This window comes from Singulisphaera acidiphila DSM 18658 (assembly GCF_000242455.2).
Classification (GTDB): Bacteria; Planctomycetota; Planctomycetia; order Isosphaerales; family Isosphaeraceae; genus Singulisphaera; species Singulisphaera acidiphila.
The window spans coordinates 2376430-2399235 of sequence record NC_019892.1 but is presented as its reverse complement, the minus strand read 5'-3'; the positions used below and the strand labels follow the sequence as shown (position 1 = coordinate 2399235).

The 22806-nt window shown below is 62.4% G+C and carries 18 protein-coding genes; 6 read left to right on the top strand and 12 right to left on the bottom strand.

All coding sequences use genetic code 11. The features are described 5' to 3' along the window. Positions 1 to 133: 133 nt before the first annotated feature. Positions 134 to 1201, top strand: a complete 1068-nt coding sequence (locus SINAC_RS09440) for a Gfo/Idh/MocA family protein (protein ID WP_015245457.1) — start codon at positions 134 to 136, stop codon at positions 1199 to 1201. 738 nt (positions 1202 to 1939) lie between these two features. Then, positions 1940 to 2683 carry a transposase gene (locus SINAC_RS09435; protein WP_044147065.1) on the top strand — a complete coding sequence of 248 codons (744 nt, stop codon included), beginning with the start codon at positions 1940 to 1942 and terminating at the stop codon, positions 2681 to 2683. Positions 2684 to 2857: 174 nt separating this feature from the next. Here SINAC_RS09435 and SINAC_RS09430 read toward each other — a convergent pair whose 3' ends face one another. From SINAC_RS09430 to SINAC_RS09415, 4 genes are all read right to left on the bottom strand, one after another. Continuing rightward, positions 2858 to 3589, bottom strand: coding sequence for a protein-tyrosine phosphatase family protein (locus tag SINAC_RS09430; protein WP_015245456.1), 732 nt, complete (start codon positions 3587 to 3589; stop codon positions 2858 to 2860). 278 nt (positions 3590 to 3867) lie between these two features. Then, entirely contained in the window at positions 3868 to 4479 is a 612-nt protein-coding gene (locus SINAC_RS09425) for an HAD-IA family hydrolase (RefSeq protein WP_015245455.1), read from the bottom strand. Between the two features lie 147 nt (positions 4480 to 4626). Then, complete coding sequence (locus SINAC_RS09420) at positions 4627 to 5445, bottom strand: HD domain-containing protein (RefSeq protein ID WP_015245454.1); 819 nt, start codon at positions 5443 to 5445, stop codon at positions 4627 to 4629. 187 nt (positions 5446 to 5632) lie between these two features. Next, entirely contained in the window at positions 5633 to 6574 is a 942-nt protein-coding gene (locus SINAC_RS09415) for a methyltransferase domain-containing protein (protein ID WP_015245453.1), read from the bottom strand. A gap of 146 nt (positions 6575 to 6720) precedes the next feature. On the opposite strand from SINAC_RS09415, the gene ispG reads away from it, so the two are divergent. Next, positions 6721 to 7875 (top strand): flavodoxin-dependent (E)-4-hydroxy-3-methylbut-2-enyl-diphosphate synthase, encoded by a 1155-nt coding sequence (gene ispG, locus SINAC_RS09410; RefSeq protein ID WP_015245452.1) that lies wholly within the window; start codon positions 6721 to 6723, stop codon positions 7873 to 7875. Positions 7876 to 8028: 153 nt separating this feature from the next. Here ispG and SINAC_RS09405 read toward each other — a convergent pair whose 3' ends face one another. Next, complete coding sequence (locus tag SINAC_RS09405) at positions 8029 to 9483, bottom strand: NAD-dependent succinate-semialdehyde dehydrogenase (RefSeq protein WP_026011916.1); 1455 nt, start codon at positions 9481 to 9483, stop codon at positions 8029 to 8031. Positions 9484 to 9853: 370 nt separating this feature from the next. Between SINAC_RS09405 and SINAC_RS41805 the strand changes: the two genes are divergently transcribed. The 3 genes from SINAC_RS41805 (at position 9854) to SINAC_RS40525 (ending at position 12966) form a co-directional block, all read left to right on the top strand. Then, positions 9854 to 10405 carry a PEP-CTERM sorting domain-containing protein gene (locus SINAC_RS41805; RefSeq protein ID WP_154673611.1) on the top strand — a complete coding sequence of 184 codons (552 nt, stop codon included), beginning with the start codon at positions 9854 to 9856 and terminating at the stop codon, positions 10403 to 10405. Between the two features lie 251 nt (positions 10406 to 10656). Then, on the top strand, positions 10657 to 12234 hold the full coding sequence (gene metG, locus SINAC_RS09400; protein WP_015245450.1) for a methionine--tRNA ligase: 1578 nt from the start codon (positions 10657 to 10659) through the stop codon (positions 12232 to 12234). A 573-nt stretch (positions 12235 to 12807) separates the two neighbouring features. Next, positions 12808 to 12966: a hypothetical protein gene (locus SINAC_RS40525; protein ID WP_015245449.1), complete on the top strand. Its 159-nt coding sequence runs from the start codon at positions 12808 to 12810 to the stop codon at positions 12964 to 12966. A gap of 846 nt (positions 12967 to 13812) precedes the next feature. Here the strand turns inward: SINAC_RS40525 and SINAC_RS09395 are convergent. The 7 genes from SINAC_RS09395 to SINAC_RS09365 are packed head-to-tail and all read right to left on the bottom strand — an operon-like array spanning position 13813 to position 22788. Beyond that, on the bottom strand, positions 13813 to 15585 hold the full coding sequence (locus SINAC_RS09395) for an ABC transporter permease (RefSeq protein ID WP_015245447.1): 1773 nt from the start codon (positions 15583 to 15585) through the stop codon (positions 13813 to 13815). A gap of 43 nt (positions 15586 to 15628) precedes the next feature. Continuing rightward, positions 15629 to 16453, bottom strand: coding sequence for a sugar phosphate isomerase/epimerase family protein (locus tag SINAC_RS09390; protein WP_015245446.1), 825 nt, complete (start codon positions 16451 to 16453; stop codon positions 15629 to 15631). Between the two features lie 49 nt (positions 16454 to 16502). Continuing rightward, positions 16503 to 17645, bottom strand: a complete 1143-nt coding sequence (locus SINAC_RS09385) for a Gfo/Idh/MocA family protein (protein ID WP_015245445.1) — start codon at positions 17643 to 17645, stop codon at positions 16503 to 16505. A gap of 50 nt (positions 17646 to 17695) precedes the next feature. After that, entirely contained in the window at positions 17696 to 18583 is an 888-nt protein-coding gene (locus SINAC_RS09380) for a CDP-alcohol phosphatidyltransferase family protein (protein ID WP_015245444.1), read from the bottom strand. Then, positions 18580 to 20496, bottom strand: a complete 1917-nt coding sequence (locus SINAC_RS09375) for an ArnT family glycosyltransferase (RefSeq protein WP_015245443.1) — start codon at positions 20494 to 20496, stop codon at positions 18580 to 18582. The genes SINAC_RS09380 and SINAC_RS09375 overlap by 4 nt, the downstream gene beginning before the upstream one ends. Before the next feature lie 58 nt (positions 20497 to 20554). Then, positions 20555 to 22087: a lipopolysaccharide biosynthesis protein gene (locus SINAC_RS09370; protein WP_237722431.1), complete on the bottom strand. Its 1533-nt coding sequence runs from the start codon at positions 22085 to 22087 to the stop codon at positions 20555 to 20557. After that, positions 22075 to 22788 (bottom strand): class I SAM-dependent methyltransferase, encoded by a 714-nt coding sequence (locus SINAC_RS09365; RefSeq protein ID WP_015245441.1) that lies wholly within the window; start codon positions 22786 to 22788, stop codon positions 22075 to 22077. Before SINAC_RS09365 ends, SINAC_RS09370 begins: the two co-directional genes overlap by 13 nt. Between the last annotated feature and the right edge of the window lie 18 nt (positions 22789 to 22806).

The following is a 22806-nucleotide window of genomic DNA, read 5'->3' as shown; positions in this document are numbered from 1 at the left end:
CGCGATGATCCGAAACGGATTACAATCCGTGGAAGAGTCATTAAGAGTGGGGAACGATGCGAACCGACCGACGAGACGCCACGCTGTTCGTGCCGCCTGTCCGCGATGAGGGGTCGAAAGGACGGTCCGTTCGATGAGTGCGGGCGAATTGCGAATCGGGATCGTGGGCGCGGGCCAAGTCGCGCGCAAGCGGCACCTCCCCGGCTTCAAGGAATTGCCAGGCGTCCGGGTCGTCGGCGTCTGCAACCTGCGCCGGGAGTCCGCCGGGCGAGTGGCCCGCGAATTCAACATCCCGAAAATCTATGGCAATTGGGAGCACTTGATCGAAGATGACGAAATTGACGCCGTCGTCATCGGTGCCTGGCCTTATCTCCACTGCCCGGTCACGCTCGCCGCGCTCGACGCCGGCAAGCACGTCCTGACCGAAGCCCGGATGGCGATGAACGCTCGCGAAGCAGGGCGGATGTACGACCACGCGAACGAACTGCCGAACCTCACGGCGATGGTCGTCCCCAGCCCCTACGGCCTCACGGGCGATGCCTTCATGCGCTCGCTCATTGAGGCGGGCTATCTCGGAACGCTCCGTGAGGTCCACGTTCGTGGCCTCTCGAGCGACCTGGCCGATCCCGAGACCCCGCTCGGCTGGCGTCAGATGACCAAGTATTCCGGCTTCAACATGCTCAACCTGGGCATCCTCTACGAGACGGTGCTCCGCTGGGTTGCCCCAGCCAACCGCGTCTTCGCCTTCGCCTGGAAACACATCGGCAAACGAGTCGACTCGGAAACGGGCGAGTTCGCCAAGACCGGCACCCCCGACAGCGTTCAGGTCCTGACGACGCATACGGACGGCTCGAGTGGCGTCTACCGGTTGAGCGGCGTGGTCTTGCACGACTTGGGGATGAGCATCGGGCTGTACGGCAGCGAAGGGACCTTGATCTACGACCTCACCCATGACGTGATCCGAGGCGCTCGCCGTGGCGAGCCCTCGCTGGAGCCGTTGCGGATTCCGTCCAAACTGCGCGGAGGTTGGCAGGTCGAGGCTGACTTTGTCGCCGCCATTCGCGGTGAGAAACCGGTCACCCTGACCGACTTTGCGACCGGCGTCCGTTACATGCAGTTCACCGAGGCGGTCGCGCGCAGCTCGCGACACCAATCCCCCGTCGCGCTCCCTTTGAAAGAGTTCTCCAACCCCAGCCTCTAAGTCTAAGAGTCTGTCCCAGAAGGCGAATCCTATCGGTAGTTTTCGATCATCTTTCGGGTGCCACGGGTTCCGTACTTGTCACGCGACATGGAGTTGGGCCAGGAAATCGCGACATGAAGTTTGGCCGCAGGCCGGGACAGGTTTACAGTAGGAGCTCTCCCCTTGGTCTCGTCATCCCTGGAGAACGGCCCATGCCTCGCCCTGTGCCCCTGCCTGTGCGTCAGGCGATCTGGAATCGCTTCCGGGACGGCCAGGATGTTCTGACCATCGCCGAGGGCCTCGGTGTCCCGCCACGTACCGTGCGGCGACTATTCAGCCGCTTCCGGTCCGCGCGTCAAGACCCCCTGGCCCCTTCCTACGACCGTTGCGGGACGGCAACACCGAAGCCCACGGAACCCCTCGTGCATGCCGTGTTGGAACTCCGCCGCGAGCACCCGACTTGGGGGGCGGGATTGATCCGCGTGATGCTGCGCCGCCGGCTTCCCGGCGAACCGCTCCCGGCCACTCGGACCTTGCAACGGTGGCTTCTGCGGGCTGATCTCGCTCCCGCCCCGCCGGGGCGGCGACCTTCAAGCGTGAGTCGCCGGGCCGCTCGGCCTCATGAGGTCTGGCAAATGGACGCGGCCGAACTGGTGCCACTCCGGACCGGCCGACAAGTCTGCTGGCTACGGATCGTCGACGAGTGCAGTGGCGCGGTCCTGTGGACCGAGGTTTTCCCCCCCAGCCCGCTGGAGCCAAGTGCCGCCCGCGTCGACTCAGACCCAACTTCGCTTGGCTTTCACCCGCTGGGGCCGGCCCGAGCGACTTCGGGTCGACAACGGGACGCCGTGGGGCGCGGCGCGGGGCGATCTTCCCACCGACCTGGGGCTGTGGCTGGCCGGGTTGGCGGTCGGCCTGGACTACAACCCTCCGGCGACCCCTCAGGACAACGGGGTCGTCGAGCGATCGCAGGGGACGGCCAAGCGGTGGGGCGAGCCGCACACCTGCGACACCCTGGAAGATTTGCGGCAACGGCTGGAGATGATGGACGAGATCCAACGTGGCGAATATCCAAGCGTGAGAGGCCGGAGCCGGCAGGAAGCGTATCCGGAGTTGGCTCACTCCGGTCGCGACTTCAGCCCGGGCTGGGAGGAGAGCCACTGGAGTCTGGACGCGGTCGCGGGGTATCTGACCGGTTACGCGGGGCGACGGAAAGTGGGTGTCTCCGGGGCGATCTCGGTGTACAACCGCGACCTTTACATCGGAGTTATTTATAAAAAGGAAACCGTATATTTGTCATATAATCCCTTATCCAATGAATGGGTGGTCGCGGACGATGAGGGGCGGCAGCTGAGCCGGCAGACGGCGTCCGAGATCTGCCGGGAGCGAATCATGACGTTGACGGTGACATGCAAACAACCGAACAAACGAACAGGAGACAAATGGTCAGAGTGCGGCCAAACTTCATGTCGCGATTTCCTGGCCCAACTCCATGTCGCGTGACATACTCGGACCCCGTGTGGAAATTCCTTGGCCGGGGCGCACGGGGTCCGAGTACGGAACCCGTGGCACACCAGCGTCCTTCCTTTTTCCGGTGAAGCCCGACCTTCCGAGACAGACACTAAGCCCCCAAGCATGCCGACCCTTTGGATCGACCGCGGATCGCTCAGGCACCAATCAGGGTTGAATCACTTGGTGCGGACCCGTCCAGCCTGCGAGGCCGGTTCGTAGCACCGCGCGAGGGCCCGAGCGGAGGGGTTGGATCTCCTGCCTGGGATCGTCCGCCTGATATTCGTTCTCCACCCAGGAGCGGAGGCGTTCGGCCGAGTGGGCAAGCCCCTGGCTCTTGAGCCAACTGGCATACTCATGAAAAGGCTCGTGGAGATTCTCCGGGCCGAACAGCGGAACATGCCCATAATAGAGGGAGAACGAATCGAGCGCCTTTTCCGGGGGCGTTCCCGCCCGAACCATGCGATAAAAGCCGCTCGCCAACCCTGTCCGATCGGACCCTGATTTGCAATGGATTAGGAGCGGGTAGCGACAGCGCTGAAAGAGATCGATCAGGATCAGGAGATCGCGACGCCTCGGCCGACGAGTCGCATTCATCGGATAGTCGTAAAAATCGATCCCCTTGGCACTCGTGAGTCGGACTTCGTTCTCGTAGAACGAGTCAGACGACCCGCCTCCCCTGAGATTCAGGATCGAGGCGACTTCGTACTTCTCGACGAGCCCTTTCAGATTCCCCTCCGGCTGGGCCGCGCGATAGACGAGGCCCTGAGCCACAACCCCGAAATTCCGATGAAACAGGGAGTTCCGGAAAAGGACCGTCGCACCCAACGCAACCATAAGCAGTAGGCTGACCACGACGAGGCGTCTTCGCCGACGCCGTTTGGTTCTTAATTCATTCAAACCAGGGCATCCTCAGCCAAAAAAAAACGGGATCAGGACAGACCTCAAGCCAAGTCCGTCGAAGCAAGGCGGCTGAAATCTATCGCCAACAAGGAATGGGTCAACCCCAGTCCGAGCATCAGCCCACCTCGCCACCCTCGAGAAACGAGGAACACGGCCGGCTCCGTCGCAACACCCGGTTCCGCCTTCGGCGCGCACGAACCAAAGCAGCCGGGCATCAGCCGAATGCACCACTCCGGGACTCCGGCTGAGCGAGCCAATTGCAGGGAGGTTCCCCCTCAGACGCCGAGACCATACTCCTTGAGAAAGGACCGAAGCGGGTCGAGCCCCTTGAACTGGACCGCCTTGAACCCGAGGGCCAAAGCGGGTTCCACGTTGAGGGCGCGATCGTCAATGAAGATCGCATCCTCGGGATGACATGCGGCGATCCCCAGGGCGTTCTCATAGATTCCTTCGTCGGGCTTGACCTGACCGAGGTAACACGACACCAGGAATCCACGAAAGATCTCGTCGAGGTGGAACGTCGCCACCCGATGCTCGTGAAGTTCTCGCGACTCATTGTTGAGCGTGTAGAGCCGACAGGTTTGCGTCTTGGCAAGCTCCCGGACCCACGCCAACGTCTCCCCCAGCACCTTCGACTGCGCAAACATGAACGCCTTGAACTCGTCGGGCGTGAACGGACGAGGATGCGAAAAGATCGCTTTTTTGAGGTACTCATCCAGGCTCAGGCGACCGGTCTCGATGGCCGTCTTGAGCATCTCGTGCCGGGTCTGAAATTCCTGGAAATCGAGGCCGAACACCTCCGCGGCGCTCCGACGTGCCGGAGTATCCCAGCCGTTGGTCAGGAGCACGCCCCCAAGGTCAAAGAAAAGCGTCGGGACCCGGACCATTGGATCACTTCCTTCCCGCTGACACGACAACTCGAGACCCACGTAAACAGCCGCCCAAAAAGCGTACAAGCAACCACGGACGCCCCAGGGCAAACGAAAACCTCCAGGCTTACGCCCGCTGCTGGCCGCCGGGATCGTAAGCTCGGCTCAACTGTCGAGATAGGCTTCGTCCTCCAGCCCGCGCAGGTAGGCAAGGGCTTTGTCGATCGTCTCCACGGGCGTTCCGGGTACCCGACCCGCCTCGTCGAGGTCGCGAAGCAGTTTCAGGTCGTCGAGGTATTCCGACTCATCGAGAATCCTCCGACCCCGCTGACTCAGGGTTCGCTCGCGAAGGGCGACCAAGTCCCCAAGGTGCTCGATCAACCAGAGGGTTCGCTCGGTGACAGCCCCTCGAAGCGCTTCCACGCCGGCCGCAATATGGGCCTTGGGATCGATGGCCTTGCCCACATCATGGAGAAGGGCGGCCAGCAGAAACTCCTCGTCATAGGGGCGAAGATGACGCGCCCGCTCAAAGACCTGGAGGCTATGAAAGAGGGCATCCCCTTCGGGATGCTGGAACGGGTTCTGTTTGACCAACTCGAGCGGTTCCAGCCGCATCTTGTAGATCGCGAACCGGTCAACGTGATCGGCCATGGCGACGAGGGTGGGTTCCTCCTCGTGCTCGTCTTCCTCGAGCACGGGCATCTCGATGCCGGCTCGAGAATTGGCAAGGGAAATCACCTGCTCGCGAACCTCCGCGTCGGAGGGGAGGTCGCCCGGTCTAACCCTGTGCCCCAACACGGCGGCCGCCTTGCGCTTGGCTGCGTAGTATTCATTCTCCGTGGCGTCGCCGAGCCGGATCGGGACCTCACCCGGATTCAGGGCCAGAACATCGTACAGCCGCCTGGCAGCTTCGACGGCGATCTGGCTCCGGACACGGGCCGTGACACGCGGCGTTTGATGAGGCTTACGAAATCGGTCGTGCATCGGTACCGCCCAGTTTGCAGGAAGGAATCCGGCAGGGTTTGCCGGCGCGGAAAATCACGGCCGAGTGATCCGGTCGCTTCAACCTCAAGCGCGGCACGCAGAGGCCAGCAATCGCCTACCGGAATCATAGGCGATCACCCCCTTGAGATGAAACCGTGACACGTCGAGACGCACACAGCCCCTGTCTTCATCCGAGAGGCCGAGAATGGGTCAGGCCGGCCGTTGCGATCGAGGCCCCGTCCGGCTTGCGACTGATAAAAACCTGAGCCAAATCCTCTTCAGTCGAATCGCCCCATGATACGGTCGTCTCAAAGCCGGCCTTCTTCAGGAGATCGGGCAAATCTGCCCCGAACTCGGTGAAGACGGGATACCCGTGATCCCCCCCCGGGTGGTGGATCATCGGACCGCGAGCCACGATCGTCCCATCGGGCATCAGGTCTGCCCGCGCATAAGTCTTGGGCACGCCAGGCAAAACCGGCACCGTGAAGATGTGACGGCCCCCCGGAACCAGGATTCGGCGAATCTCTCGGAGCGCGGCGTCCAGGTCGGGGACGTGCTCCAGCGTCTCGGAGGTCAAAACAAGGTCGAACGACTCGTCCGGGTAGGTGAGTCGCGTGAGGTTCTCGCAACGAACCTGATCCACCATGGAGCCCGGCTCAACCCCTTCCTGGTACTCGGAGTAGGCCAATCCAGGGAGCGCGAGCAGGACGTCGTGAAGGCCTTCGATGACGTTGAACTCAGCCACGCGAAGGCGGCGAAATTCGGGCCGCCGCACCCAGGCCGCAACCGACGGTGCCCGCTCGAGAGAATCCCCCACCGGATAGGTGTCGAGCAGAACCCGCGCGATCCGACGCGCCCGAAGTTTGGCCCCGCACCAGGCGCAATTGCATGACTCCCTGCGCGCAAGGGCCTTGGTCCGCTGAGGGGTAAGGCCCCACAGTTCAGCAAGTCGGGGGGGAACCACTCGGGCCTGATAGAGCATCGGTCCGAATCGGCCGCAGGCCGAGCACCACTCACAACGTCCCTGGAGGATGGCCGTTGCGAATTGCCTGGTTCTTCCCACGACACGATGAGTTCGATTCCAGATGGGGACGAGCCAGACCTTCAACCAACGAGGGATTCGAGGCATATCGAGCAACGGTCCTAATCAAGCCAAGGGGACCTTGGGGGTCGCCTTGACCCTCTCCGTCCCCTTGGGCTACGATAACCTCAAACTCGGCCCATGTGTGAATTAACGCGCGAAGGTCGACCCATCTAGAACCCAGGACGGCGGCGATGGCGTACAGCACGGTGGTGAAGCGACACAAGACGCGGGTGGTCAGCGTCGGCGATCACCTGGTCGGAGGCGACCATCCGATCTCGGTCCAGTCGATGACGACGACGAATACGTTCGACGTCGAAGAGACGATCGCACAAATCCAGAAGCTGGAAGAGGCAGGGTGCGAGATCGTCCGCGTGACCGTCCCCAAGAAGGAGGACGTCGAGGCCTGCCGCCTGATTCGCTCGCGGATCAAGATCCCGCTGATCGCCGACATTCACTACGACTACCGGATGGCCTTGGCCTGCCTCGAGGCGACAACCGATGCCGGCCGTCCTGCGGTCGATAAGATCCGGATCAATCCCGGCAACATCGGCGGCGAGGAGCGTTTCAAAGAGGTCATCCGCAAAGCCAAGGATAAAGGGATCCCGATGCGGGTCGGGGTCAACTCCGGAAGCCTCGAGAAAGACCTGATCGAGAAGTATGGCTTCCCCTGCCCCGAAGCCTTGGTCGAAAGCGCCCTGAGGGCCATCGAAACGGCGGAAGGGCTGGGCTACCGAGACATTATCGTCTCGCTCAAGGCGAGCCACGTGCCCACGGCCGTGGAGACCTACAGCCTGTTCGCCTCGAAGTGCGACTACCCGACCCACGTCGGAATCACCGAGGCCGGGTCGCGGGAATATGGGACGCTGAAGAGCGCGGCGGGAATCGGGGCGATCCTGTTACGGGGGATCGGCGATACGATCCGGGTCTCGCTGCTCGGGGATCCGGTCCCCGAGATCGCGGCTGGCTTCGACATCCTCCGCGCCTGCGATCGCCGGGTCAATCGGCCCGAAGTGGTCGCCTGCCCGACCTGCGGTCGGCTCGACATCGATCTTGAGCGGATCGTCGCCGAGGTCGAGGCCAAGATGGCGCATCTCAAGAACCCGCTCCGAATCAGCATCCTCGGCTGTCTGGTCAACGGGTTCGGAGAAGCCAAAGAGGCCGACCTGGGCATCGCCGCCGGCGCAGGCAAGGGGATCATCTTCAAGAAGGGGGTCCCCATCCGGCACGTCACCGAAGCCGAGATGGTCGAAGCCCTACTCGAAGAAGTCGGTCGTTTCGACGAGGACACTCCCGCGTTGAAGTCGTACCAAGAGAAAAAGAAGTCGGCCCTGCCGATCCTCAACTGAGCGTGGGGGCTCCCCTCAGCCCTCGAGCAGCGAATCCCATCGAATCGAAAAAGGCCGCCCCGCCGACTTACAGAAGTCGGCGGGGCGGCCTGCTTTTTCCTGGATCTCGCCGCTCGGCCAAACCATTCCCGGCCGGAGCGGCAACGCCTCGAATCAGGCCCGAAGACCGACGGAGACGTACTTGGTCTCCTGGTAGGCTTCAAGCCCCTCTTGACCGAGTTCACGGCCCAGGCCCGACTCCTTCATGCCACCGAACGGGCACTGGGGGGTCGCGGGAACCGGGTCGTTGATCCCGATGATTCCCGCCTCCAGCCCCTCGGCCATTCTCGTGGCGATGGTCAGGTCGTTGGTAAAGACGTAGGCGGCCAGGCCATACGGGGTGTTATTCGCGGCAGCGATGACGTCGTCGAGCTTCGAGAAGTCGAGGAGCGGCATCACGGGGGCAAACGGTTCTTCGGTCATGATCCGCATCTGGCCGTCGACCTCGCGGATCACGGTTGGCTCGAACCAGTACCCCTTGTCGAACCGGTCGGATCGCGCTCCGCCGGTCAGGATCTTTGCCCCTCGGCCGCGTGCGTCTTCGATCAGCGCCGACGTCTTGTCGAGGGCCCGCGCCTCGAACATTGGGCCCACCTGCACCCCGTCTTCAAGACCATTGCCCAGTTTCAACTTCTTTGTCAGTTCGACCGCAATCTCGGTGAACTGCTTTGATACCTTTTCGTGAACGTAGAAGCGCGAAGGGGCGATGCAGACCTGGCCATTGTTCCGGAACTTGCCGATCACGGCGGCTTGCGCAACCTGTTCGATGTCGGCATCGGGGAAGACGATAAGCGGGGCATGCCCGCCCAGTTCGAGGCTGAGCCGCTTCACACCATCGGCCGAGCGGCGAATCAGTTCCTTGCCCACGGCCGTCGACCCGGTGAAGCTGATCTTCCGAACCGCCTGACTCTCGAAAAAGGCGTCGGCAATGGGCCGGGCTTCGCCCATCACCAGGTTGGCCACACCGGGCGGAAGTCCAGCATCTTCCAGGCATTGGAACATCTGAATCAATGTCAAAGGGGTCTGATCGGCGGCCCGACTCACCACCGTGCATCCCACCGCCAGGGCGGGCGCGATCTTGCGACTTGGAAGCGCCGCGGGAAAGTTCCAAGGGGTGATCGTCCCCACGACACCAACGGCATGTTTGATCACGTAGTGGCGTTTGGCAACGTTCGCGGGAGGAATTGTCCGGCCGTACGATCGCTTGCCCTCTTCGGCGAACCACTCAAAGGTATCGGCCGAGTGGAGAACTTCGGCTTTCGCTTCGGGAAAAGGCTTGCCCTGTTCCTGCGTGAGCGTTCGGGCGATGACTTCGACCCGTTCCCGCATCAATTCGGCCGTCTTCTTGAGAATTTTGGCGCGGTCGTAGGCCGAGGCGTCGCGCCAGGCGGGAAAGGCTCGGGTCGCCGCTTCGATCGCACGGTCAGCATCGGCCCTGGTGCCGAACGCAACCTCCGCAATAGTCGACTCGTCCGCCGGATTGATGACCGCGAGCGTGGTGCCGCCCTGAGCATCGCACCATGCTCCGTTGATGTACATTTTCGTGGGTAGATTTGCAGCTCCAGCCATCACATTCGCCCCCCAAACCCAATAATCGTTAACCTCAGCGCTTGACTCTGAGGAAGTCATTTGGACATCATCCACCCTTTTCCCGGATCCACTAACGATACAGGGCGCCTCATCGACATTCAACCGAACCGCACTGTCGCCTCCCCTGGCGGATCAACGATTAGTTTCGGGTTAGTCCGGTATTTTACTTAGGTCTCCCAATGCCTCATTATCTGAACTTCGGTTGGCGCAAAAACGGAATGAGCGCACAATCCGTCTCAAGCGATTGAACCGATTGTTCCGATATTTGGAAGTGGAGCCGCATAACTCAAAGAGCGATTCTGCCGTACGCAATCGCGAGTTGCCCCCTGACGGCTTTAGCTGGTGTGCCATGACGCGATCGACCTCAGAAAGATGGATCTTCCAGCGACGACGCTGGCTTGAGGCACTTTTCAGTCTGAGTCTGCTCGGAATGTTCGCTTCTTCCGGAGAAGCGAGTCCAATCCGGCAGTACCGCATCACAGCAAGGGGTGCGCGTGATCTCAGAACATGGACGTCCTACCTATCCGGTGGTATCAGCCTTTGGTCACGGACCAAGGCCCCGAACATTTCCGGTGCCGTGCATCTCGCAATGGTCCGCGCGCTCCAGTCGGCGGACCCCAGGTCAACACCCTGGGTGCAATACCTGCTCTGGCGCCAAGGATTAAACGTCGCCCGGTTTAACTTCTACCATCCGGGCCTTGGTCCTGCTCTCGAAGAGCTTCCACCACCGAAAACGCCGCCTACCACTCCGCCACCGGCGGGTGGAGAAGTGGATCCGCCAACGCCAAAACCCCCGGTCCCCGAGCCGAGTTCGTTCCTCGTCGCCCTTGGTATGCTCGGTGCAGGAATCTGGTGGCGATCCCGTGCAAGCCGTTCGCCAACCCGCCTTACGGCCACCTAAGCGCCTGCCTTTGACCGGGCTCAACTCATGAAGCCAGGCCCAAGCAAGGTGAGAGGTCGCGGAGCGGCGACTTCTTATCCCCCCTGAACTGGTGCCCGGGCACTTTGGATAGTCCGACCGACCTGCCTTGCTAGTCCCAACCCTCGTTTTTGGTACACTGAGGGCGGACGTGAACTCCCCGGATGTAGCCCCTGTCTAGCAAAGGGTGAGGGGCCGCTGGTGGAGCACTAACAAGGCTTAAGGTCTCGACGATGCGTGAAGCGAAGACGTACTACGTGACGACCGCGATCGACTATCCGAATAGTCGTCCCCACATTGGCACCGCGTTCGAGAAGATCGGTGCCGACGTCCAGGCGCGGTTCCGTCGTATGGAAGGGTACGACGTCCACTTCCAGATGGGCAATGACGAGAACACCAACAAGGTGACTCTCCGTGCCCGGGAACTCGGGATGGAGACAAAGCCCTACGTCGACGACATGGCGCGTCAGTTCCGCGACGTCTGGAACGCCCTCGAAATCTCGTTCGACGACTTCATCCAGACCAGCGAGACCAGACACCACGACGGCTGCCGCAAATTCATCCAGGCCGTCTACGACGCCGGCGATATCTTCAAAAAGGCGTACACCGGCCTCTATTGCGATGGCTGCGAGGAGTTCAAGACCGAGAAGGTGCTCGTCGAAGGGCGATGCCCGAACCACCCCCACCTCACCCTCAGGCCGGTCGAGGAAGAAAACTACTTCTTCCGACTCTCGGCATTCGGCGAACGGCTACGAGCGCACTACGACGCTCACCCCGAGTTCATCCAGCCCGAAAGCCGGCGCAACGAGATCATCAACCTGGTTGAAGGGGGCCTGCAAGACGTCGCGATCACACGCAAGGGCTTCACCTGGGGGATCCCCGTTCCCTTCGACCCCGACCAGACGATCTACGTCTGGTTCGACGCCCTCTTGAATTACATCACGGCCGTCGGCTACGGCAGCGATGAGACCAAGTTCCAATCGCTCTGGCCGGCCGACGTTCACGTGATCGGCAAAGACATCACCCGGTTCCATTGCGCCCTCTGGCCGGCCATGCTGATGTCGGCAGGGCTCCCCCTGCCCCGTCGCGTCTTCGGCCACGGCTTCGTCTACAACAAGGACGGGTCCAAGATCTCCAAGTCGACCGGCACCGCGGTCGACCCCATGGACGTCTCCCAAGTCCATGGCGCTGACGCGTTTCGCTATTACTTCATGAGGGAATGCCCGTTCGGGGGCGACGGCAACTTCAGCGAGAAGCGGTTCGCCGAGGTCTACAACTCCGACCTCGCCAAGAACCTTGGAAACCTGTACAGCCGAACTCTGTCGATGTGCATCAAGTACTTCGGGGGGGAATTGCCCAACGCGGCCGCCGTCGATGCCACCGACTGGCTCGCCGGCCTCGATCTCAGCGCCTTGATCGAGGAGCTTCGCGCCAAGGTCGGGGCCTTCGAGTACAACACTGCGCTTCAGCGGATCTGGCTCGAGATCCTCGACGCCGCGAATCGTTACATCGACGTCACGGCCCCGTTCAAACTCGCCAAGACCGACCTTGAGGCCTGCAAGACCGTCATGATCAACCTGGCCGAGGCGCTTCGCGTCATCGCCATCCTCATCAAGCCGTTCACACCCAAGACGGCCGAGGTCTTCTATCGGTCGTTCAACTTCGAGCAGGTCCAGGCCTGGGAGAAGGTTGGCTACCAGGATGCCGCCAGCCGACTTACCGTGCCTGACCTGCGCGTCACCGCCGAGATCGTCTCGGGAAAGCCGATCCCCCTCTTCCCCAGAATCGACGACGAACCGGCGCAGCCCTAACCCCCCATCTCCCGGCATTCGCGGTAACGAATGAGGACTCGGTCGAGTCCTCATTCGTTTTTGCAACCACGCAGCCAACCCACGCTGCGGAAACAACCAAAAGCGCCGAGATACGCAGCACAACGTGACCATCCCTCGGACATTTCTTACCAAGCATTCGTCCCGGACGCGCAACGCACCTCGCCTTCCACCGTGGCGGCCGGAATGCACCGAAGGCCATCCTGTCCAACCGATTGCAATGCAATCGGGCAAGGTTTCCCAGAACGGATCAGGTCCGTACCTGGGATCTCACCGGCCCTTTTTCTTCTCATCATCCACTGAAATCACGTCTCGGGCGCAATTGGCACCGAATCTGCTTCACTGCCGTCCAGCAGTCCGGCGGGTGAGTCTTGAAGATCATGCCGATTGGCTAAGGTTTACCATGAGGAAGTGTCGAAATAGCATCTGATGATACTTACGCAACCTTGATGGCGCATTCCCTCATCAGGTGTCTCACTTCGCTCATTCAGCGGCTCGGACCTTGTTCAGAGTGGTTTTCCATCCATCTGCTCTTGGTTCTCGGGAGAGACGGCGATGAAATCCAAACGGGAAGTCGCAGTGACCTTGACGCCCGAACTATTCGATCGGCTTCGGACCGAGGCGGAACTGCTTGGCGTCTCGATCGCCTGGCTGGTTGCATCACTCATCGTTGACACTGTTGATAAAGTGCCGATTTCACTCCCATCTCTCTAAAAAAAAGCGTGACCATACAAACAAAGCCAAACCAAGTTGTCGGGTGGGGTACGGCCCACCCGACACGACGGGATGGCCGATCAAGGTTCGCCCCCGGAAACGCCCTGGGCTAGAAACGGTCGCCCCTCCGGGGCTGCATAATACTGATATATTGAACCGTTTCCAGGGGTTTCACCCCTGGCTAAAAACGGTCGCCCCTCCGGGGCTGCCCAAGGCATGCGTGACTCCACGGACATGTGATATTTCGAGCTCGTTTTTCCGTCGAAGCGGTTACCGGCGGATTCATCGTAGCCCCGGAGGGGCGACCGTTAATAGCCAGGGGTGAAACCCCTGGAAATAAGGAAAACTCATATCAGTATTCCATTGCAGCCCTGAAAGGGCGACCGTGAAATGCGTCTGCCCTATTTCGACGGTCGCCCCTCCGGGGCTGCATAATACTGATATGATGAACCGATTCCAGGGGTGAAACCCCTGGCTAAAAACGGTCGCCCCTCCGGGGCTGCCCAAGGCATGCGTGACTCCACGGACATGTGACATTTCGAGCTCGTTTTTCCGTCGAAGCAGTTACCGGCGGGTTCATCGTAGCCCCGGAGCGACTGTGTTGAAAACCGGGGTTCTTGACGGTCCTGTGCCACGGAAAACCCCAGTTTTCAACACTTTCGCTTTGGGTTCTGCGAACATACAAGGGGCGACCGTTAATAGCCAGGGGTGAAACCCCTGGAAATAAGAAAAACTCATATCAGTATTTCATTGCAGCCCTGAAAGGGCGACCGTGAAATGCGTCTGCCCTATTTCGACGGTCGCCCCTCCGGGGCTGCAATAACATTCTGATACAAGTTCTCCATATCACCAGAGGTTGCCCTCCGAACGAAAAACGCTGTAGCGTGCCATCCGACTCATACGCGCAAGAGCCACCATGGCCGCAAAACCGAAGAGGGCAAACGCAGCGAGAACCACCAACGCAACGCCAGCGAGATGGCTTTCCACACCGGTGTGGAGCAGACTCCAGATCTCGATCGAAATCAGGCCGGTTCCCGGTGGCGCCACCAGGTTGGCCGCAGGGAGTTCGCCGAGCGCCAGCACAAACGCGACGCACCAGGCGGCGATCAAGGCTCCCCGCGACATCGGAAGAACGACACGGTAAATCGTCCCCCATACACGCGAGCCTTCAATGGCCGCGACTTCGAGATGCTCCTGAGGGAAAGCACGGACCGCCGGCCAGAGCACGAGTAACGCGTACGGAAACGTTCGAAGAATGAAGACGAGGACCAGGATCAACGGCGAATCATAAACCAGCGAGGATTCACGATAGCCGAGCACCAGCGCCATCCCGGCGACCGGTCCCGGAGTCGCCAGCGCCAGGGCGACACTCACAGCGCAGACCCAACGCCAAGGGCCCGGCTGGCGGCTCAGCCAGGCCAAACTCCAGGCAACGACCACGGCAGCCGTCGCACCAAGAGCTCCCCAGAGAATACTTTCGAGAAGCGGGCTGCCGAGTGGATTTCCAAACCAACGACCAGGCCCGCGCAGCGCGCTCCAGGTCCCCGTTTCCAACGCCTGCTCCAGTGGTCCTGACAGGAACGAGCCGCCGACGTCCAGAACGGCCCGGCGAAGTGTACCGAGTAAGCCCGGGATCGACCATTCGGGTGGCCGACCTGAGGCTGCGATCCCCCCCACCCGACCGGCCCGCCACACGAGGGTGAGAATCGGCAGGAACACCACGCTCCCTGCCGTGGCCGCGACCAAGACACCGACCGGGATTCTCCAGGCTCCGAGAGCCCAGACTCGACCGGGCCGGGCCACCGAAGCGAGACGGCCGGGATCGGCCTTCAGCAGGGCGCGTGCGGTGACCAGAATCAGGGTGCCGAGGACGGCGAGCGGCGGAAGCGCCACCGCAGCGGCAGCAGCCGGCCCGTGACCCAGTTGGAATTGAACATACGCTTCCTCTGCATAACTGCGGACTTGCAGGAGGTCGGTGACCGTCATATCGCCCGCCGTGAGCACGGCGACCGCGAGTGCAGCTCCCGCCAACGCTCCCACGCTCCGACGCACCGTCACGCAAGTCACGACACGCCACGCGGGCATCTCCAGCAGGGCGGACTCCTCGAGCTCAGGTTCGACGGTCCGCAACCCCACGCCCGCAAGCAGCACGATCCAAGGGAGCGCCGCCATGGCGTGCACGAACGCCGCGCCTGGCAGGCCGACGAGAAGGGGAGTGAACCCAAAGGCCTGCATCCGCCCTGCGTTGCCGAACCCTCCGATCCAGCTCGTGGCGTGTAGCGGCATCGGGACCAGGGCCGCGACCCCGAGCAACCCGAGCATGAATCGCCTTCCCCAGGCGTCGGTCCGAAACAGGATCAGGGCCAAGGGTAGACCGATCGGAAGCGCGATCACCTCGGTCAACAAAACGAGCTGAACGGTCGTGCTCGCCAGTTCCAGGGGCCTCGAGACCCGTCCGGCCGACAGGTCGGCGGGCGAAGCGACCATCAAGCCTCCTCCGGCTCCGCCCCCCTCGGACTCACCCCCGCCGACGGCCGCCAGAAAGGTCGCGAGCGCGGGCCATCCCAGCACCGCAATCAGGGCCATGATGAGAACGATCTGGCTGACTCGCGAGATCATGAGGGAAAACCAGGCGGGTTGACACCCAACGCTCGCGGCGCAATCACGATCGAAGACCCGCATTCCGCATCAGCGCGGCGGTCGTTTGGTAGGCTTCCGCCACCCACTCGACGATCGCCTCCGGTTGCGGCGAATACTCGAGTTCGACCGAGATCGTCAGGTCGTCGATCCCAAGGTTCTTGATCGCCTCCAGATAGGGAGCGAAGTCGACCACGCCTCGGCCTGGCGGAAGATCGCCATGCACCTTGCCATCGCAGTCAGAGATATGAACGTGCGCCACTTGCCCCCGAAGCCGCTCGACCAAAGTCGCCGATTGCTGAGCGAGGACCAGGTGCGAAATATCGAGATTCGCCTTCACCGCCGGTTGATCGACATCGGTCAGGAACCGTGACATGCTCTCGACGTCGTTGAGCAAGGAGAGGTGGAACGGTTCGAGTTCGAGGGCGATCTCAAGCCCGAGGTCGGCGGCATACTCGCCCAGCGCCTGGACGTTGGCCACGCCCGTCGCCCACTGCTCGGCAGGCGGGATGACTTCACGTTGCCAGACATATTCGCCGAGCACGAGCAGCAAGTTCTTGGCCTCGAACTCTCGGGCCATTTCGAGATAGGCGCGAACTCGGTCGAGGTGAAAGCGCTGGACGCTCGGGTTGAAGTCGATCAGGCCAAGCGCGACGCACGCCACGCTGATAATCGGCAGTCCCGCCTGGTCGCAATCAGCCTTGATCTGCTTCCGTTCCTCGCGACCGAGATCCAGCGGATCGGCAAAGATATCGATGGAGTCGAAGCCGATTTCCTTGGTCTTGCGAATCCCAAAGCTGGTCTCCCGCCCTGCTTGTGCCCACGCCGAGTTGATCAGACCGAGTTTCATGTGCACGTTCCCGGAAGAGTGGTCAGGTCGTGGTGAGCCGAGAGTTTACTTAAAGGAGTGTCGAACCGGTGTGTGGCTTGGTCGAGCGGTCGAGGATCTCATCGAAGGCCACCACACGATGTTCGGTCGCCGCCGAATAGACGGCCTCACACAAGGCGATCGTCTTGAGATTGTCACGGCCCGAGATATCGGGGTCGGCCCCCGATTCGAGCGCGGCGAGCAGCCCCCCCATCGTACCTGCGAACGCGTCGGGGAACCACGCTTGAGACCAGCGGGGACGATGCCAGACGCCGGGCTCGTGGATCGTCGTATAGTCGATCGTGCTGGGAACGCGCTCGGGCCAACCCGGCCAGCCGATCGTGCCCAGGGCCAAACCTTCGGTCCCTTCGAACCGCCAGCGGATTCCAATGTCCGAGGCGGCCCCTTCGCGGACGGGGCCGCTCCAGACATCATCCCAGGCCGAGGCACGCGCACCGGTCGCGAACTCGAGAATCGTCAGGTTGATCCCGTCGACATGCGGGAACTGCGTCCGAGGATCAGGACGCGTGCTGGCGAGCACCCTGAGTGGGTCGCCCAGCCAGTATCGGAAGGTATCGAGGTGATGGATGCTCATCACAAACGTCGAGAGCGAACGCTCCTCACGCGCCCAGGGCATCCAATGGGGAATCGCCCGCATCTCGATCGTCGCCAGGACCGGGTCACCAAGGTCGCCCCGATCGAGCAGCGCCTTGAGGGCGCGGACCGAGTGGTCGTACCTCATGTTCTGGTTGACCTGCAACCGGATCCCGGCCCCCTCACAGGCCTCGACCAATTCACAGGCCTCTGGGAAACTCATCGCCAGCGGTTTCTGGGCGAGAATGCCGCGGACTTTTCCCGGCCGCGCCACGATCCGGCGAATGACGTTCGGCTGCTCTCGCGGCGGCACGGCGATATCAACGACTTCGACTTCGGGGTCGTCGAGCATCGCATCGAGGCTGTCAAAGACACGGGGCACGCCCCGAAGCCCGGCAACCTCCTCAGCCGTCGAGCGGGTTCGCGAGGTCAAGCCCACGACCCGGAAGCCCGCGTCCTTATAAGCAACCAGGTGGCAGTCCCGGACGATAAACCCAGCACCCACCACACCGATCCCCACGTCAAGCCGCTGGGGAAGCACCGGGAGATAGGCGAGGCCGAGAGGGTCGAGTCGGCGCATCGTCGGGTTTCCGCATAGATAGGGAGGGGCCGAGGAACCTGTTCAGCCCATTATCCTACGCGATGGCGCGCGGCTGTCCAGGGTTCCGTACCCCTCTCCTCATTCTCCACGGCAGCAGATGACCATGGTTGAAACCAGACATGGAACTCCGTCTCCGTGGCACCTGTGGAGATCGCCTTCGCCACGCGTCCGCAGGCAAGGAGCGGTGCGAGAAAAGCCATGAACCCCACACTCCAGCTCCAGGCCAAGATCCAGAGCCAAGGCGAAACCAAGGCCGCCACCGCAAGACCCAATAACCCGACCAGGACGATATGGGGCTCACACAACTTATAGGCAGGCCAGGTCAGCGCAGCACGGCCACGTCGCGGCCAAGGGGCGGGAGGCGACGGGCGTCCCCCTCGCCCGCCATCGACCCGGTACGAGCCATCGGCGCGTTTCAACTGCTGGAAAAAGGCTTTGTAGCGGCAGTCGTTGTGCAAGCTGAGGACCGCCCAACCGAGCGCAATTGCAAAACCGGCGACCGACCAGGTCGACTCACCAGTGCGACGAGCCAGGCCATGACCGAGCGCGAATCCGAGCGCCAGGTTGGCGGCGTGGTGCATCAAGTAGTCGAAATAGACGCCGTCGAGGCTGGCGGTCCCATACCAGCGGGCAAGCTGCCCGTCGACCCGATCGAGCCAGAACGACAGAACGGCCAGAATCGTGCCGATGACAAAGCCCGCCCGCGTTCCCGTCGCAATCCCACCCGCTGCGACGACGGCAGCCACCAACGCGGCGCTCGTCACCTGATTGGCTGAAAGACCAAGCCGTACGGCCAGCCAGGTCCCATAGACCGCCGAAGGGCGGGCAATGCGTCGCGCCAACCAGTTGCCGATCTCTCGATACCGTTGCTTATGAACGCGTTCGCGAAGTTGGGCCAGCGTGGGGTGTTCGCTCATCGGCGAACCATCCCGCCCTCGACCGGGAGATTCGTTGTCGGTTGATCGAGCGCATAGATCGTGTAGCGCCTGACAACGTTGTCGGCATCGGCGATTTCTTCGCGATAGAGCGGATTCCGCGGTTCAACCCATTCCGCGAGTAGCCTGCCCAGAGTCGGGTCGAACTCGACGGCACGCTCAGGGACAGGGGGGCAGAACATCACGTGAGTGAATCCTCGCCGCTTCAACTCTCCAACAACCAGGTCGGCGGATTCCCCCTGCCGTCCCAGCCCCGTTCTGCGACGATGGGCCAGTTCCATCGTATAGTCGCAAGGGAGATAGAAACCGCGGTGATCCTGCCCGACGATCCGCACGTTCGGCGGCAAGTTGTCGGCGATCCACCGGCCGACCCGATAGGTCGGTTCACGACGCATCAGGTAATGCTCGGAAGTCTCGCGTCCCAACACGACATTCAACCCATGACGGGCCCGCGCAGCGGCCAAGCTTGCTTCAAAGCCAATCATCAGGAGGAGGGCGATCACCAGGATCCGGCACGGCAAGGTCCGCCGCTCACTCCAGCCGGAAGCAAGCCAGGCCACCCCCACCGCCATCGGCCCGATCGCGGTCAGGACGAACCGCATGCTTTGCCGCTGGGTCAGGCAGATCATCAAGAACGACAGGCCCAGCGCAACGATGGCGAGCACCCGGCGCGGCGCCTTCTCCAGCAAGAGCGCAGGGAGAAAGAGCAAGAAGGCCGGGCCGAACTGGTGCGAAAAGCTATCGAACCGGTCGGGTTGGAGCGTCAGCGGCACCAGAGCCGTCAGCAAATTCCAAGGATTCACCACCATCGGGCGCTTGATCGGGTCGAGCACCTCGTCCAGCCCCGCCCCCCCGAAAAAGTGTCGAAAGAAGGGATAAACAGGATTTCCCGTGTACATCCAGGCGCGGAGATACCACGAGCCGCCGACGAGTAACACAACCAGGCCAAAGAGCATCAGCCCCAAGATCGTGAGCCGAAGCCTCGAGGCCAAACCGCTCGGAACTTGGTCCGGCGCGGAACAGCCGGTTCCGGCCCCGTTGAGTCTCACCGCAATCGCCAGGCCGAGAAGGCCGATAAGCACGAGCGCGGGGTATTTCACCCCCATCGCCATCCCCGCCAGCAAACCGACGAGAACCAGTGATCTCACGCGAGGTTGTTCATAAAAGTGGGTCAGAGCCACCATCGCGGCCGTCCCGAATGCCGCCAGGGCGACGTCATTGAGCGGGGCACCCATGCCGTTGGAGACAGCCGGCACCAGCAGCGCGATCGCTCCCGCCCACCAGGCCCGGGCTCCCAGGCTGGGACGCGCCAAGGCCGTGACGTTGGCCGCGAACACGAGACCTAACAGCCATTGCACCAACCGGCAGGCGACCGGGCCTCGGAAGGCCAGCCCTACGGCATAAAGCATTTCCGTGAGCAGTGGATAGACGGTCTCGTGGAGGTCGGGATCGAAAAAGAGGCCCCCACGCATCAGAAAAAGCTTGGGAACTTGCAGGTGGTAACAGAGAGCGTCGCCATCAGTGACCGGAGCGAGCGCGGTCACGAAAGCGCCGAGAATCGTGACGACAACGGCGAAGAACAGGCTAATCTCTAACGCTGATCGGCTCTGAAGAGAGAAAGCCGAGTTGCGGACCAGGACAACGATCTCTCTCCAGGCCTGGCGACCCGCCAGCAACGCGCTCGCCACGAACAGGCCCGCGAGTGCTCCGGGGTTCAAGATTCCGAATTGGCCCAGTGCCAGAGTGGCGAGTGCGAACGCGCCCAACCCCAGCGGAATTGCCAGGGCCAGGGTGTCGAACCCATGCTCCCGCCGCGCATCGAGAGCATCGAGCAGTCGGAGTCCGACCGCCGCTACGAGCAGACCGAGGCCGAGGATGAAGAGACAGTCGAGCATCGATCCCTCAATGTCCGGTTGTCTGCCAACGACGCAATCGTCGTTGGTCTGGTTGGTTTCAGCTCGACGGTTTCGGACGGCGAAGGGTCATGCCTCCCCATCCGTGCCGATGTCCCCAATACCAGAGTGCCGGTAAGATCCAGCCGGCAAGGAACAGGCAACGCGCTGGCAACTGGGCCCAGGCAGGGAGCACACCGATGCTGAGATGTGCAGAGAACATTGCCCCCGCCGCGTACCAGGCCAAGGTCCGAACGAGTCGCCCCTGGTGGGCGGACCAGGCCCGCCAGCCCAGCACGGGGGCCAGGGCCGTGGCGTTTGTCAGCAACGAGACCGTCGAGTAACCAATGGTCATCCCCCAGGCGACACCGACGATCCCAGCACGGTCGGCCCCGATTGTTCCCGCGATCGCGGTCACGGCCAGACCAAGTAGGGTTGCCAGGAACAGGCGGACGGGACGTTCCAACGTGATCAGGACTTGTCGAGCGGGCCAAGCGAGCCCCAGCATGAAGGTCCCGAGCAAGAGGGGCCGCAAGGCAGGAAGACCGTCCGCATAGCGTGGAATCAGGGTCCCCAGGAAGAGCGGGCCGACCAGATAGGCCACCGCACTGCCGGCCGCGAGCAAAGGCGCTTGCGCCTCGGTCGCCCGCATCGCTTGGAGGGCGACTTCTCTCGGGTCACGGGTGCGCCCCAAGGTTGTCTGAAAGGCCGTGTACATCACGAGTACGATCCGGCCCGCGAGGTCGAGGCTCCAACTCGTCCCCATGATCGCGATCGTGTAGAGTCCCATCGCCCGATCTCCATCGGGCACTCGCCAGAGAATCAGCACGCGGTCGAGGCTCAGGACAGCGCCAAAGACGGCGGTGTTGGCCAGGATCGGTAGTCCGACTCGCATCAAACGCATGGCCGTCGGCCAATGCCAGTCCCACCGGAAGCGGAGTGGGTGCCGTGCGTGTAGATAGAGGATCTTGAAGGCGAGGAGTGCGCCGACTCCCGTGAGGAGCCCCCAGAACCCGGCGAGCCAAAGTCCGGCCGAGACTGCGACGGCCGAGGCGAGCGACTCGACGATGTCGAGTTCCGTCGTCAGCTTGAATTCACGGTGGGCGCGAAGCACCGCCACGAGAAAACTCTCATAGCGTTTGAGAACCGCCAGGCCGGCAATCACCACCAGGCCCCAGGTCCATTCGTTGGCCAGCGGATCGGCGGCCAACCGCGGAGCACGGATCCAGGCCCAGGCCAATAAGGCCACGATGTAGACTGCACAGGTCAGCGTGTTCGTCGTGTAGGCCACGTCGGCCACGCGCTGGGCCTCAACCTCCTCGCCAGCGGCGCGGAGAATCGGGATCTCCTGCACGGCCCCCAGGCTGACTCCAAGGCTGGAGCGGTTGGTCTGGTCCAGGTAGAGACGCAGCCCGGTATAGACACCAAGGAGCGCAGGGTCCAGCCCCCACCGCAAGGCCAGGGCCGTGAACGTGCCGAGGATGCGCTCCAACTGCCCGCCGACGGTGACGACCAGGCTGTCGCGGACGTTTCTCCGCCCTTCAGCCGTAGTCTGACCGGATTCCACGGGTAAAGTGGTGGTTATCGACGACACGGCTCTGCCACACAGAATTGCGTCGGGGCGGAATCGGGCTCGGTCGGGATCGGACCGCACTCGGCGAGCTCGATTCCGGCCGCGCGATACCAGGCGGCAGTGTCGTAGCCGTAACGATTGTAGCTGAGGTCAGTATCCTCGTTGTGCGCAGCGAATCGGCGCGAAACGCGCATCACCTCGCGGCGGATCTGCTCGGCAATCGGCGGGGGATTGTGAAGGATGACGGCCGAGGTCAGCACCAGGTCGAACGACTGGTCGGCGAACGGGAGCCGCGCCCCCGTGCCCAGGGCCAGGTCCACGCGGTCGAGACCACCAAGGTAGACGCGGGCTTGCCCCAATTGAGTCGGGCTGAAATCGAGACCGACCATCGGCACATCCAGACGCTGGCGGATCGCCCGCAACTGCTTGCCGTAGCCGCAGCCGATCTCGAGGATCGAAGTGGGGCGATAGGTCGCGATCCGGTCGGCGATCCATTCGGAACGCCCGGTCCGCGTCGGATGATCTTCCTGTTCCCGAAAATAATCCTGACCGCCGCGAAGGGTCCAATATTCGCGAGGGTCGGCATAGAGCAAGCGCCGCTTCCAATCGGGCCAACGGCCAAGGGTACGGCGGAGGACCTTGTGCCAGGCGTAGCGCGGGCCTCGGTTCTTCCAGGCGGACCAGGCACGGACCGGTAACGGGAGTGGGACTGAGCGTTCCATCGCGCGACTCCGCCGGGC